Origin of the sequence: Pseudoalteromonas gelatinilytica (assembly GCF_001641615.1) — a bacterium.
Lineage (GTDB): Bacteria > Pseudomonadota > Gammaproteobacteria > Enterobacterales > Alteromonadaceae > Pseudoalteromonas > Pseudoalteromonas gelatinilytica.
This window is the reverse complement of the sequence record NZ_LRRU01000022.1, coordinates 575811-589661: the sequence shown is the minus strand read 5'-3', so window position 1 is coordinate 589661 and position 13851 is coordinate 575811. Positions and strand designations below refer to the sequence as shown.

Genomic DNA, 13851 nt, shown 5'->3' with positions numbered 1-13851 from the left:
TCAAACTCTTCAATTAAAAGTTTTTTGAAACCGAAGTTTCGTGCTCAATGAATTCTGTATAAATTGACTATATAGTCACTCATAAGAAATTGAGACTCTAAATTTGTTTGCGTTACTTAGTAAACTAAGCTTCGCTGTTAGAACTCAATCTGTACGAGTGCCCACACAGATGATTGCTTTATATTGTTAAAGAACGTTGCGACGTTGTCGCTAGGGATGCGTATAATACATCCTTAAATTTTCGAGTCAACACTTAATTTTAAACTTTCTTTTTAGACCGTTTTAAACCGAAGTTTTACTTAACTCTCTGTCACCTTGTTCAGCGCTTTTCATTGCTGCCCGCCGTGTCAGTGGATGCGCATTATAGGGAGATGGATTTTTAACGCAAGCACTTTTTGAAGGTTTTTTTGATTATTTTCAAATTATTTAGATACCCACCAAATGCAAACACGTTACCCACAAACGACTGTGGATAACTGAGGTTTTTTAGCAGAATAACTAAACTCTCCTCGCTTGTTATGGTAACTTGCGCCGCAGATTTTCCACTCGCTCACAAGGCAAGAAAAATGACAGACATTATAAATAGTATAAGTGGTCTCCTTTGGGGTCACATTCTGGTTTACCTTTTAATAGCTGCGGGGCTATTTTTTACTCTTCGACTCGGTTTTATCCAATTCACTCAATTCCCACATATGATCAAAGTGATGTTTCAGAGCCGCCAAGGTTCTGGCGATGGCATTTCTTCATTCCAAGCTTTTTGTACTTCATTAGCTGCACGAGTTGGAACAGGTAATATGGCGGGGGTTGCTGTTGCACTTTATTTAGGTGGTGCCGGTGCAATTTTTTGGATGTGGCTTATTGCTTTAATAGGTATGGCGACAAGTTTTGCCGAGAGTACGCTTGCCCAAGCATATAAAACGGTTGATGAAGATGGCAACTTTCGTGGTGGCCCTGCTTATTATATGGAATATGGGTTAGGCAAACGCTGGATGGGCGTGATCTTTTCTCTTTGCCTTATTCTAGCTTTTGGCTTGGTATTTAATGCTGTTCAATCAAACTCTATTGCTGCTGCATTTGATGTGGCGTTTGGTATTCCAAACTATGTTGTAGGTATCGGCTTAGTATTAGGGTCAGGTATTATCATTTTCGGTGGCTTAAAAACTATTTCACGTTTTGCAGAAATGGTTGTGCCATTTATGGCGCTGGCTTATTTGTTAGTTGCACTTTATGTATGCGCCATGAACTACGATTTATTACCGAACGTATTTATGCATGTTATTAATAGTGCCTTTGGTATCGAGCAAGCAGGCGCAGGTGCAATTGGTTATGGTGTTATGCAGGCGATGATCCAGGGTATTAAACGTGGCTTATTCTCTAATGAAGCAGGTATGGGTAGCGCTGCAAATGCAGCTGCAACGGCAACACCTAACCCACCGCACCCTGCCTCACAAGGTTATGTGCAAATGCTCGGTGTATTTGTAGATACAATTATTATTTGTACTGCAACTGCAGCCCTTATTTTATTATCACAACAACTTATACCTGATTCCGGTGTGACAGGTATTGCCTTGACACAAGCTGCTCTTGAAGAACATGTTGGTAGCTGGGGAGCCACTTTTGTTGCGATTGCAATTTTATTTTTTGCATTTACCTCGATTGTTGCAAATTATTCTTACGCCGAAACCAATTTATTGTTTTTGGAGCATAACCATGCATCGGGTATGTTGATTTTCCGATTACTGGTACTTGGTATGGTGATGTTTGGTGCGCTCGGTGAATTACCATTAGTATGGACGCTTGCCGATATTTCGATGGGATTAATGGCTATTGTTAACGTCATCGCTTTGTTTATGTTATCAGGCGTCGTTATTTGGCTTGCGAAGGATTACAACTCACAACGTAAAGCAGGTAAATTACCTACTTTCGACCCTTCGCAAAACAAAAAGCTCGATCAAACTATTCCAAAAGGCGCGTGGCGTAAATAATCACGTTTAGTAAATACTTAATCAGGGAGCGCTTGCGCTTCCTTTTTTGTATTTGTTAACTTTTCAAAGACAGACATGATGAATACAATTTGTTGCTCGTTAAGTTTGGACTCAAGCTTAACAACAAGCTGCTCTTTAATTTGATCTTTTAATGCTTGTTTTTGTTCTACGGATAACAGTGGCTGTGTCTGTTGCTGATAAGATTGTACAGCACTAAGCATATCCATCATCACGTCATTATCAAAGTCGGTTAGCGCCGCTTTCGCATTACTAATAGCCTGTTCTGATTTATCGAAGACGGTCGATACTTTATCAACAAGCACGCTCACCTCATGAATTTTCAGAACGTCGTTAATGTTCGACATAATAATCGCAACAGGAATAAGTACTAACGAGATCGCTAGGCAAAGCCCAAACACTGCGCCTACCCAGAACTGATTTAAGCCACGTTTAAATTGCTCCATTCTCTTTCCTTGATCCTATTTAGTGAATTCAGTAGTGCTGAAAACTTAAAACGCATTAGCTGATTTAAAAAGACTAAGGAAACTATAAAGCTATTTTGGCAATAAAAAAATAGTTATATGAGGTTAGGAAAATAAATATTAATGAAATAAAGAAGAGGTATTTTGTATAAATGGTGCCCGGGGCCGGACTTGAACCGGCACGCTGTTACCAGCGAGGGATTTTAAATCCCTTGTGTCTACCAATTCCACCACCCGGGCATCGGGTCGCTCGTAAGAGCATGTGGAGTATTATATGGAGGCGGAACCCGGAGTCGAACCGAGGTAGACGGATTTGCAATCCGCTGCATGGCCACTCTGCCATTCCGCCTTATCGCTTCCAAATAATTGGAGCGGCACACGAGGCTCGAACTCGTGACCTCAACCTTGGCAAGGTTGCGCTCTACCAACTGAGCTAGTGCCGCAAATTTGTTTCTGTCAGTATTTTGTCCGTTGGTGAACAACCTTGGGGTTGCGATGATAACGTTCTGGCAACTGAACTAGTGCCGCAAATTTGTTTCTTTATCCAATAAACTATTTAAGTTTAAATGGTGCCCGGGGCCGGACTTGAACCGGCACGCTGTTACCAGCGAGGGATTTTAAATCCCTTGTGTCTACCAATTCCACCACCCGGGCATCGGGTTTGCTATTTAAAGCAAGTGGATAAAGCTAATATGGAGCGGCACACGAGGCTCGAACTCGTGACCTCAACCTTGGCAAGGTTGCGCTCTACCAACTGAGCTAGTGCCGCATCATATTAACTCTAGAGTTAAATAATAATTTTAAAACTACATTTGGTATTGTAGTAAACCACAAAATGGTGCCCGGGGCCGGACTTGAACCGGCACGCTGTTACCAGCGAGGGATTTTAAATCCCTTGTGTCTACCAATTCCACCACCCGGGCATCGGGTTGCTCATAGAGCGCGTGGAGTGTTGAATGGAGGCGGAACCCGGAGTCGAACCGAGGTGGACGGATTTGCAATCCGCTGCATGGCCACTCTGCCATTCCGCCAAATTAGATAATTGGAGCGGCACACGAGGCTCGAACTCGTGACCTCAACCTTGGCAAGGTTGCGCTCTACCAACTGAGCTAGTGCCGCTTTCTTTATCTTGGGGGCTATGCCCTCTCAACACGGACGCATTCTACAGAGATTATTAAACGCGTCAATATAAAAAATGCTAGTTTTGAACTGTTTGCTTATTTTTTATCTAAAACGGTGTGTAATTAAACGTTTAGGATCAATTTTTGGTCAATTCTGACCATGCTGCTATTAAATACTGCAACATAGAACTAAGCGTTAAGAATGTTGCAATGTATAAAAGACCATAACTTAAGTAGATCATCCATGTATCAAACTGCCAAATCAAACCAATAATGGCTAGCATTTGTGCCGCAGTTTTAAACTTGCCCATGTTTGATACAGCTACGTTGTCACGTTTACCCTGCTCTGCCATCCATTCACGTAATGCAGAGATAACAATTTCACGACTAATAATCACTAATGCCGGAATAGTCATATACAAGGTTTGATAATGACTCGATAAAGCAACCAGTGCCGCACACACCATTACTTTATCTGCAACCGGATCTAAGAACGCACCAAATGGCGTTGACTGATTTAAACGACGTGCTAGATAACCATCAAGGATATCTGTGATCGACGCAAGCCAGAAAACAAACGCAGCAGCGAAAAACGCCCATGAGAAAGGCAAATAAAATATCACCAAAAAAATGGGGATAAGAAAAAGTCTAAAGGTTGTGAGTGTGTTTGGAATATTCCACATAACTACTTGGAGATGTCTTTTTTTCTATATTCGCACGAAGGCTACGCCTTGTCATGCAAATGATTAAATATCTTCTCAGCCATTTCAGGGCTGATCCCAGGAACTTGTTTTAATTGGTCTATATTAGCAGCTTTTACCCCTTGCATGCCCCCTAAATATTTTAATAATGCTTGTCGGCGCTTTTGTCCAACGCCAGTAATTTCTTCTAATAATGATTGTGTGCGTTGTTTTTGGCGTTTATTACGATGCCCAGCAATGGCAAAACGGTGCGACTCATCACGTATATGCTGAATCAAATGCAGTGCTGGCGCATCTGAATCAAGTGGAATTGTTTTACGTCCGCCATCAATTAATAGCGTTTCTAACCCAGGTTTTCGACTTGTGCCTTTTGCAACACCCACCAGCAATGGCATTTTATTATGCGGCCAGTTTTCAAAATATTGCTCAGCACGAGATAGTTGCCCTTTACCCCCATCGATAAAGATAACATCGGGTATTTTTTCTTCATCAACGACTTTGTTGTAGCGTTTATTAAGTGCAAATTCCATCGCGGCATAATCATCGCCACCGGTGATGCCAGTAACATTAAAACGGCGATACTCTTTATTGTTAGGTCCTTGCGAATCAAACACCACACAACTTGCAACCGTGTTTTCACCCATTGTATGGCTGATATCAAAACATTCCATGCGATTAATATCATCGAGACGTAATGTTTCTTTTAATTGTGCGTAACGTTTATTAATGGAGTCTTGGGTACTTTGCTTAACACTAATGCTATTAAGGGCATTTTTATTAGCAAGTTTTAAATACTGTGCTCGCTCACCTCGATTGGCAACTTTTAAACTGACTTTACGCTCAGAGATTGCCGTAAGTGCTTCACTTAAAGGCTCACTTTCTTCAATACTGAACGGTAAGATAATTTCTTTGGCAATGCGCCCCGTTGCACCAGGTGCTAAATAATACTGACCTAAAAACGAAGTCAGTATTTCTTCTTCACCGGAATCTTTAGGTACTTTTGGGAAATAAGTTTTGCTGCCTAGCACTTTGTGATCGCGGATCATTAATAAATGAACCGCATTTAAACCATTTAAATGCGCAAAGCCAATCACATCCATTTCCGCATGATTACCCGAAATAGATTGTTGCTCCTGCATTTTTCGCAGTAGCATAATTTGGTCACGCACTTTGGCAGCAAGCTCAAATTTGAGCTCTTTGCTCGCTTGCTCCATCTTGGTGATTAAATCAGCAATGACTTCATGAGATTTGCCTAGCAAAAACTTGCGAACAAAATCAACTTCTTGTCGATATTCTTCATCGGAAATTTTATTTACACACGGCGCAGAGCAGCGTTTTAACTGATATTGTAAACATGGACGGCTTCTAGCTCGGTAATACGCATCTTCACATTGGCGAACCGGAAAGATTTTTTGCATTAAACGCAAACTTTCTGATACCGCTCCTGCACTTGGGAATGGACCAAAATATTCGCCTTTAATTTTTCGGCTGCCGCGATGAAACGCCAGACGCGGGTGCGTGTGATCAGTTAAAAGAATATACGGGTAAGACTTATCATCTCGTAACAGAATATTGTAACGAGGCTGATATTTTTTAATTAGGTTGTTTTCGAGTAATAAGGCTTCCGTTTCGGTGTTGGTCAGGGTGACCTCAATACCGCAAATATTACTTACTAAGACACGCGTTTTACTATCAGTGACATTACTTCGAAAGTAACTACTGACGCGCTTTTTTAGATTTTTTGCCTTACCGACATAGATGACTTGCCCTTCACTATCAAGCATTCGGTAGACACCGGGCTCACTTGATAGTGTTTTTAGAAAACGGGCTGGTTCGAAATCAGACATTGAGCAAATTAATGCGAACTATCAATGTCGATCATTTTATGACGGATTGCTAAATGAGTAAGTTCAACATCACCACCCACATTTAGCTTTTCAAACATGCGATAGCGATAGCTATTCACTGTTTTTGAACTCAGGTTTAAACGTTCTGCGATGTCTTGCGCTTTCTCACCTTTGGTGATCATCAGCATAATTTGCAGCTCACGCTCAGATAAACTCTGGAATGGGTTTTCATCTGTACGGCCACTTACCTGCGCAAGAGCAATTTGCTGTGCAATTTCAGGTGCAATATAACGTTGGCCTGCATTCACCGCACGAATGGCGTTAACCATTTCATCAGAGCCGGCACCTTTGGTCAGATAACCATGAGCACCGATTTGCATTACTTTACTTGGGAATGGATCTTCACAATGCACAGTAAGCACAATAATTTTTACATCTGGGCAATAACGACAGATTTTCTTCGTCGCTTCTAAACCGCCAATACCTGGCATATTCATGTCCATCAACACGATATCAGGTGAATGCTGGCGACAAAATTGCACCGCTTCTTCACCGGTTTTAGCTTCACCCACCACTTTAAAACCACGAACATCATCAAGTATACGTCTGATCCCTGTCCGTACAAGCTCATGGTCATCAACTAAAAGTACATTAATCAATGGAACACCCTCAAAAAACCCAAATAGCTGCTTTCGCACAATTTAATGTGCCACATTAGCACAGAAAAAGTGAAACGATAAATCAAAATATCGTTTCACTAATTAATTTTATGCCGAGGCTTTCTCGCTAAAACGATCAACCCATAAAGCAATAATACCATCACCCGTTACATTACACGCGGTACCAAAGCTATCTTGTGCTAAATAAAGTGCAATCATCAGTGCAACAGCACCTTCATTAAAGCCAAGCATACTTGTTAGTAGGCCCAGTGCTGACATAACAGCGCCGCCTGGTGCACCAGGTGCAGCAATCATTACAACACCTAACATCATAATAAACGGCAACATACCAAATAGTGATGGTACATCCATATTCGGTGATAAGAACATCACAGCCATTGCACATGTCACAATCGTGATTGTTGAACCAGACAAGTGAATGGTTGCACATAAAGGCACGGTAAAGTTAGCAACGTCTTCTTTTACGTTATTTGCTTTGCTTGAACGAAGTGAAACAGGAATTGTTGCAGCACTCGACATTGTACCTAAAGCAGTAAAATAAGCTGGCAGCATGTTTTTTACAAGCTCTAATGGATTACGCTTTAGTAGTAGTCCCGTTGAAACGTATAAAAATGTTAACCACAACCAATGCATAATTAATGCAGCTAATAAAACAATGCCAAAGGTTTGTAAGGTATCAACCACTGTGCCTGCGACTGTCATTTCAGCAAATACACCGGCGATGTAAAAAGGTAACGCTGGGATAATCACTTTTGCTAATAAAGCATCGATAACATCACGGCCTTGATCAGACACTTTTTTCAGTGTTTCAAGTTGTAATTGACTCATGCCAATGCCAAACACAAATGCGGTCACTAATGCCGTCATCACACTCATTAAAGGCGGGATTTCTAAATCAATAAAGCTGCCTACTTCTGTTTCTACTTCGGCTTCAAACGTTAAACCCCCATCAAATAATGGGATCATGGCACTTACCAGTAGAAACGCTAAAGTACCCGCGATTATTGTTGACCCATAAGCAAACCCAACTGTTTTGCCTAACAAGTGGCCTGAACCTTTTGGTAAGCCAGCAATACCTGATGCAATAAAAAATAAAATAATCAGGGGAATGGTAAAGGTGATCAACTGACCTATTATTTCTTTTACTGTGTAAAGGAGTTCAACACCTGTTAGTGGCACATATAAGCCCACTAAGATACCAGCAACAATACCGGCAATTAATTTTAGAATTAACTTCATAACGATCACTTCAATTTTTAGGTGGTAATCTTTTACCACGTTTTAGTTTACTTTTGTTATAAAACAGCCAAATTAACGTTTAACTGCGCAAATTACCACCACAGCTTGTCAGAATCTAATTTGAACGTAAATATATGCGCCCTGTCGCGTTGCATTTGTTAACAATGTTGCAAATTAATAACATGCTCGCAGTTTTGAATACCCGTATAGTGCTTATGTATAAATCAATATTAAGTGCCGCTCTATTGAGTGTGCCTTTTACTACCTTGGCCACCAGCCAACCTGTCACCCTCCCTTTTATTGCAGAGCAAGCAACAATTGATGGCAAGCTAAATGAGCCAAGTTGGCAACGTGCAAAAAAAATCACCATAGACAACGTCACTTGGCCTTATGAGAACAGTAAAAGCCCAGTCACCACCCACGCCTATGTTTATGAAGATGGCGAAACACTTTTTATTGGCTTTGAAGCAAACGACCCTAACCCGGAACTTATTCGTGCTTTTTACCGTGACCGAGATGCGGCATGGGATGATGACTTAGTTGGTCTAAAAATTGATTCATACAATAATTCTCAATTAGCGTATCAATTTTTTATCAATCCACTTGGTGTACAGCAAGATTCAATAGAAAACGAACTGACTAAACATGAGACCTCATCATGGGATGGTATTTGGGATAGTGTGGGTGTTATTCACGAAAACGGATACACCGTTGAAGTTGCAATCCCCTTACGCGTACTAAATTTTGACGACAGCGTGGCAAGTAAAACCATGGCAATGGAGTTTTTACGATTTTTACCGCGCAGTGAACGTTTACGTATCTCAAGTATGCAGATTGACCATGGTAACAACTGTTGGATTTGCCAAATGCCAAGTTACCAAGGCTTTGAACAAGCGAAGCAAGGCAACAACGTGGCAATTATTCCATCTGTGGTGCTTGGCAAAAATGAGACCCGTGATATTGATGGCTCAGAAGTGGCAGATTGGCAGTCAGAAAACAATACTGAAGCCAGTCTCGATGTAAAATGGGGGATCACCCCAGACATTACTTTAAATGCGACCATTAATCCTGATTTTTCTCAGGTCGAAGCGGATGTCGCACAATTGAGCGTGAACAATAATTTCAGTTTGTTCTTCCCTGAAAAGCGCGCCTTCTTTTTAGATAACGCTGACTACTTTGCCTCAACACTTAACCTTATTCATACCCGTAATATTGCCCAACCAGATTACGGCACGAAAATCACCGGCAGCAAAAATGGCCATACATTTGCCGGTTTCATTGCCAATGACACACGAACAAATGTGTTGATCCCGGGCAATTTAGGTTCATCGCTTGTCGCCCTCGACGAAAAAGGTGAAAACGGTGCCCTGCGTTATCGATACGATTTTGAATCAGGGTTATCACTTGGCTCAACGGCAACACACAGACAAAGTGATGACTACAAGAACACGGTTTACAGTATTGATAGTAAATACAAACCAACAGTCAACGATGTTTTTTTAGTGCAAGTATTAAAGTCACAAACGCAATACAGCCAAGACTTCATAGATGAGTTATGTGATGGAGATAACTGCTCACAGCCAGAGCAAGTAAGCTGTGAATTAAATAGTGACTGCGACTACAACGAAGGCGTACTGCGTGTTTTAAGTAAAGAACAGCAATCAGGCACTGGTTACTATGTAAAGTATCAGCACGACGAGAAATATTGGCGCGCATTTGCCGATTATAATTATCGCGATGCCGATTTGAGAGCAGATTTAGGTTTTATCTCACAAGTTGATTTTAAGAAGTTTACGACTGGGGGTGAATACCGTTGGTATGGTGATAAAGGTAATTGGTGGAATCGCGCAAACCTTTATGCCGATTGGGATATTACTCATAACGAAAATAACGAACTTCTTGAAAAAGAAGCACAGACTAGCTTTTCTGTGAGTGGTCCATTACAAAGCTTTTTTGAGCTGTCTGTTGAACACAGAAACCGAACCGGCCTTCGTCATGATAAATCACGTTTAGATATTGATGGCAACACAGATATGTTTAGCGAAAATGGCGTTGGCTTTTATAGTGACTTTAAGCCAACCGCTGGGGTATTTGCTTCTTTATTTATGTATACAGGTAATGCTGTCGACTTAGCGAATAACCGCGTTGGTGATAAATTCCATATTCGCCCAGTACTGAATATGAATCTTGGTAAACATTTTGAAGTACGTTTACGTCATACTTATGAGCAGCTTGAGGCTGATGGCAGTGAAGTATTTACCGCTAATTTAAGTGATGTGCGTTTAACTTATCAATTCAACGTAAATAGCTTTGTACGCCTTGCAGTCATTTATACTGACTTAGAGCGTAATCAAGCTAATTACATAGATGATGTAGATAGCCAATATAAAAACCTCGCCACTCAACTATTGTATTCTTACAAGTTGAATCCGCAAACGGTATTCTTTGCTGGCTACTCTGATAATGGCTACCAAGATGATGAGCTTTCATCCATCACCAAAGAGCAGCGCACCTTATTTGCTAAATTTAGCTACGCTTGGTTACTCTAACCTGACTTTGCGCACCTTTGGGTGCGCGCCCTTCTTTTCCCACCTTATTACTAAATGCTATAAGCCTATTCGCTATATGTTATAGCCAAACTTTACTTTCGTTTTTTATTCACCACAGTAAAGTGTGACTATTACAGATCGGTAGCCTAAGCTATTTGGTCACGATTGAATAAATTGCTTCCAAGGGAACACTATGTCTAACATTTTTGAAGATAATTCATTAACGATTGGTAATACACCAATTGTAAAGCTTAACCGCGTAACCTCAGGTAATGTTTTTGCTAAAGTAGAATCACGTAACCCAAGCTTTAGTGTTAAATGCCGTATTGGCGCTTCAATGATCTGGGAAGCAGAAAAGTCAGGCGTATTAACCAAAGACAAAGAGCTAATCGAGCCTACATCTGGTAACACAGGTATTGCGCTTGCATTCGTTGCTGCATCACGTGGTTATAAATTAACACTGACTATGCCTAATACAATGAGCTTAGAGCGTCGTAAACTATTAAAAGCGTTAGGTGCCAACCTAGTATTGACTGATGGCGCTAAAGGCATGAATGGCGCAATCGAAAAAGCAAAAGAAATTCAAGCAAGTGAGCCTGAAAAGTACATTCTTTTACAGCAATTCGAAAACCCAGCAAACCCGAAAATTCACTTCGAAACAACGGGTCCTGAAATCTATGAAGCAATGGACGGTAAAATCGACATCTTCGTAGCAGGTGTTGGTACAGGTGGTACTATTACAGGTGTTAGCCGTTACCTTAAACTAGAAAAAGGCCTAAACGTGCAATCTGTTGCTGTTGAGCCAACTAACTCACCTGTTATTAGCCAAACTTTAGCTGGCGAAGAAATTAAACCGGGTCCTCATAAAATTCAAGGTATCGGTGCAGGCTTCATCCCTGGCAACCTTGATTTAGAAGTGATTGATGCCGCAGAGCAAGTATCAAATGAAGATGCTATTGCAATGGCTCACGAACTGATGAAAAACGAAGGTATTTTAGTGGGTATTTCATCGGGTGCTGCAGTCGTTGCTGCAAAACGCCTTGCTGAAAAACCTGAAAACGCAGACAAAAATATCGTGGTAATTTTACCAAGTGCAACTGAGCGTTACTTATCTAGTCCATTATTTGCTGAAGAATTCAGCGACAAAGAGCTTGTTCAGTAATAACAACTAAGTTGTCAAAAAAGGATGCAGAGATGCATCCTTTTTTATTACCCAAAATAAATAAAACCAATAATTTTACCGAGTTAACTTTACATCAAGCTGATTTAGTCACACACTTAATCTCAAGTTAACTCGTAAAACAACAACAATGAAAAATATACTCTTAATTTTTGTTCTATTAAGTAGCTGCTTTCTTTTCGGTTGCGGTTCTGAAGATGCGCCTAAAGGCGAAAAAAACACCCCTGGTAATGTGGCGACTCTGTATTTCGATGCCTTATATAACCAAAACGATTTGAACCTTGCTATGGAATACGCCACCCCAAAAATGGCGCGTATTATGAAATCTTACGGTACCGCTGGGCAGTTCGCTCGCAACCTAGTCAATATGCAATACGACGAGGTGGTAATTGAAGTCGATATGACCAATATGAGTCTACGCGAACAATACGGTGATAAAGCCAATATCAATTTAATCTTCACAGGCTACTTTAACGGTAAAAAAGTTGATGATATGCGCAGTGTGAAAATGATGCGTAAAAAAGGCAATTGGTACATAGAAAAAATCAATGCCGATCCATTTGCACGTTGATTAATTACTAAAACTAAAAAAGGGCCTGAAGGCCCTTTTTTGGTAAGAGTATAACTGCAGAACAGTATGGATATTACTCTTCGTCAAACTCTTGCTGTTGACGCTGTGCAGGACGCGCTAAGATCTCAACGTAGAACGATGTAAGCCCTTTAGCTTCAATATCGCTGATACATTTATTAATCTCTGCCACGTGAACGACATTGGCCTCATCCGCTGATTCACCAAACTTACAGTCAAACGCCCAATAATCGGCATCTGCTGGGAGTGTTTTATTACGCTCACGTTTTAAGTATTTTTTTACTTCGTGCTTGGCTGCATCAACCATACGAGGGTATTTAATTTTCTCGTGGTTTAGCGTGAATGTTTTCTTCATTATAGTCCTAGTAACTTGGTTCAATGACAATGGCATTAAGCCATAGACTGCTATTATAACAAGCACATCTTAATTTAGCTGTACTTTTTGCAGTTTTACTTAAATATAAGTGTATTCTTAGTTTATTCGTAGTCTATGACAGTTCGATTAAGCCACTTATACTTAAGCTGTAGCTAAATGTAGGGGTTGATGTATCGCCTCGTCGGTAAGGCTATCATAAAATGCAGCAGCGTCGATTTGTGGGCGCTCCACGGGTTTATTTTTTTCATAAAAACGTTTTCTAACAGCGGGCTCACAGTTATCAATCACTTCAAGTGGCACATGCAGCTTGTCATCACGGACATTCAGCGGTTCTGGGTTTAAGCAATGATGTAACCTAATATCCGACAAACCACCTTGCAGTAATTTAAATGCATTGTCTTGGCCTATCAACATATCGAATTGCTCAGGAGCTAATGGTTGTGATGGACCAGCACCGAGTTCTTTACGCAGAACCGATTCAGATACATCAGGACTGGTTAATTCTGTTTTTGGCAGGTGAAACTGGCTAAAATCGAGCGCATCATGAGAAAGCATTGCTAGTAATAAAGCAAACTCTCCAGAGCGGTGCTCGTGTACACTTTTATTTAGACGATTATCGAGTTGACTCTCAGTGAGCAACAAACCATCAATCTGCATAGTCTTTAGCCAAATAGTTTCTTGATTAACCAGTTATCGGCATTTATGCATTTTTCTTTAGTTTTTTTCTTTACTTAAATAATCAGTTTGCTATTATCAGCGCCGTTGCATTGGAGGGGTTCCCGAGCGGCCAAAGGGATCAGACTGTAAATCTGACGGCTCAGCCTTCGCTGGTTCGAATCCAGCTCCCTCCACCACTTTCCTTCTTAGAAAAGTGGGGCCAAATGCAATAGTAAAAATCTGTGTGGAGGGGTTCCCGAGCGGCCAAAGGGATCAGACTGTAAATCTGACGGCTCAGCCTTCGCTGGTTCGAATCCAGCTCCCTCCACCACTTTTTACTCTTTCTACCTTTACTCTTTCTACCTTTACTCTTTCTACCTTTACTCTCGCTAACTTTACTCTCGCTAACTTTACTCTCGCTAACTTTACTCTCGCTAACTTTACT

General features: G+C 40.9%; 11 protein-coding genes and 10 tRNA genes. 6 read left to right on the top strand and 15 right to left on the bottom strand.

All coding sequences use genetic code 11. The annotated features are described in order from the left end of the window. Positions 1-566 precede the first annotated feature (566 nt). On the top strand, positions 567-1985 hold the full coding sequence (locus NH153_RS20025) for an alanine/glycine:cation symporter family protein (protein WP_063707173.1): 1419 nt from the start codon (positions 567-569) through the stop codon (positions 1983-1985). A gap of 17 nt (positions 1986-2002) precedes the next feature. Here NH153_RS20025 and NH153_RS20020 read toward each other — a convergent pair whose 3' ends face one another. The 13 genes from NH153_RS20020 to NH153_RS19960 all read right to left on the bottom strand — a co-directional run bounded on the left by NH153_RS20020 (position 2003) and on the right by NH153_RS19960 (position 8055). Further along, complete coding sequence (locus NH153_RS20020; RefSeq protein WP_063707171.1) at positions 2003-2449, bottom strand: hypothetical protein; 447 nt, start codon at positions 2447-2449, stop codon at positions 2003-2005. A gap of 171 nt (positions 2450-2620) precedes the next feature. Next, positions 2621-2707, bottom strand: a tRNA-Leu gene (locus NH153_RS20015). A gap of 35 nt (positions 2708-2742) precedes the next feature. Beyond that, a tRNA-Cys gene (locus NH153_RS20010) sits at positions 2743-2816 on the bottom strand. 18 nt (positions 2817-2834) lie between these two features. After that, positions 2835-2910, bottom strand: a tRNA-Gly gene (locus tag NH153_RS20005). Positions 2911-3034: 124 nt separating this feature from the next. Next, positions 3035-3121, bottom strand: a tRNA-Leu gene (locus NH153_RS20000). 39 nt (positions 3122-3160) lie between these two features. Then, positions 3161-3236, bottom strand: a tRNA-Gly gene (locus tag NH153_RS19995). A gap of 67 nt (positions 3237-3303) precedes the next feature. Beyond that, positions 3304-3390 (bottom strand) — tRNA-Leu (locus tag NH153_RS19990). A gap of 34 nt (positions 3391-3424) precedes the next feature. Next, a tRNA-Cys gene (locus tag NH153_RS19985) sits at positions 3425-3498 on the bottom strand. Between the two features lie 12 nt (positions 3499-3510). Then, a tRNA-Gly gene (locus NH153_RS19980) sits at positions 3511-3586 on the bottom strand. 139 nt (positions 3587-3725) lie between these two features. Continuing rightward, on the bottom strand, positions 3726-4271 hold the full coding sequence (gene pgsA, locus NH153_RS19975) for a CDP-diacylglycerol--glycerol-3-phosphate 3-phosphatidyltransferase (RefSeq protein ID WP_063707169.1): 546 nt from the start codon (positions 4269-4271) through the stop codon (positions 3726-3728). A gap of 41 nt (positions 4272-4312) precedes the next feature. Beyond that, on the bottom strand, positions 4313-6136 hold the full coding sequence (gene uvrC, locus NH153_RS19970; protein ID WP_063707167.1) for an excinuclease ABC subunit UvrC: 1824 nt from the start codon (positions 6134-6136) through the stop codon (positions 4313-4315). Between the two features lie 8 nt (positions 6137-6144). Continuing rightward, entirely contained in the window at positions 6145-6795 is a 651-nt protein-coding gene (uvrY, locus tag NH153_RS19965; protein ID WP_054553647.1) for a UvrY/SirA/GacA family response regulator transcription factor, read from the bottom strand. A 108-nt stretch (positions 6796-6903) separates the two neighbouring features. Then, positions 6904-8055 (bottom strand): dicarboxylate/amino acid:cation symporter, encoded by a 1152-nt coding sequence (locus NH153_RS19960; protein WP_063707235.1) that lies wholly within the window; start codon positions 8053-8055, stop codon positions 6904-6906. A 215-nt stretch (positions 8056-8270) separates the two neighbouring features. Between NH153_RS19960 and NH153_RS19955 the strand changes: the two genes are divergently transcribed. The 3 genes from NH153_RS19955 (at position 8271) to NH153_RS19945 (ending at position 12355) form a co-directional block, all read left to right on the top strand. Further along, a complete protein-coding gene (locus tag NH153_RS19955) occupies positions 8271-10604 on the top strand; it encodes a carbohydrate binding family 9 domain-containing protein (protein ID WP_063707233.1) in 2334 nt (777 codons plus the stop codon). 193 nt (positions 10605-10797) lie between these two features. Further along, positions 10798-11766 carry a cysteine synthase A gene (gene cysK / locus NH153_RS19950; protein ID WP_063707165.1) on the top strand — a complete coding sequence of 323 codons (969 nt, stop codon included), beginning with the start codon at positions 10798-10800 and terminating at the stop codon, positions 11764-11766. Positions 11767-11914: 148 nt separating this feature from the next. Then, on the top strand, positions 11915-12355 hold the full coding sequence (locus NH153_RS19945; protein ID WP_063707163.1) for a hypothetical protein: 441 nt from the start codon (positions 11915-11917) through the stop codon (positions 12353-12355). Positions 12356-12428: 73 nt separating this feature from the next. Here NH153_RS19945 and NH153_RS19940 read toward each other — a convergent pair whose 3' ends face one another. Both NH153_RS19940 and NH153_RS19935 read right to left on the bottom strand, forming a co-directional pair. Continuing rightward, positions 12429-12728 carry a DUF6172 family protein gene (locus NH153_RS19940; protein ID WP_063707161.1) on the bottom strand — a complete coding sequence of 100 codons (300 nt, stop codon included), beginning with the start codon at positions 12726-12728 and terminating at the stop codon, positions 12429-12431. 162 nt (positions 12729-12890) lie between these two features. Then, positions 12891-13406, bottom strand: a complete 516-nt coding sequence (locus NH153_RS19935; protein ID WP_063707128.1) for a VC2046/SO_2500 family protein — start codon at positions 13404-13406, stop codon at positions 12891-12893. 112 nt (positions 13407-13518) lie between these two features. Between NH153_RS19935 and NH153_RS19930 the strand changes: the two genes are divergently transcribed. Together NH153_RS19930 and NH153_RS19925 are read left to right on the top strand one after the other, a co-directional pair. Continuing rightward, a tRNA-Tyr gene (locus NH153_RS19930) sits at positions 13519-13603 on the top strand. A gap of 49 nt (positions 13604-13652) precedes the next feature. Continuing rightward, a tRNA-Tyr gene (locus tag NH153_RS19925) sits at positions 13653-13737 on the top strand. Positions 13738-13851 lie beyond the last annotated feature (114 nt).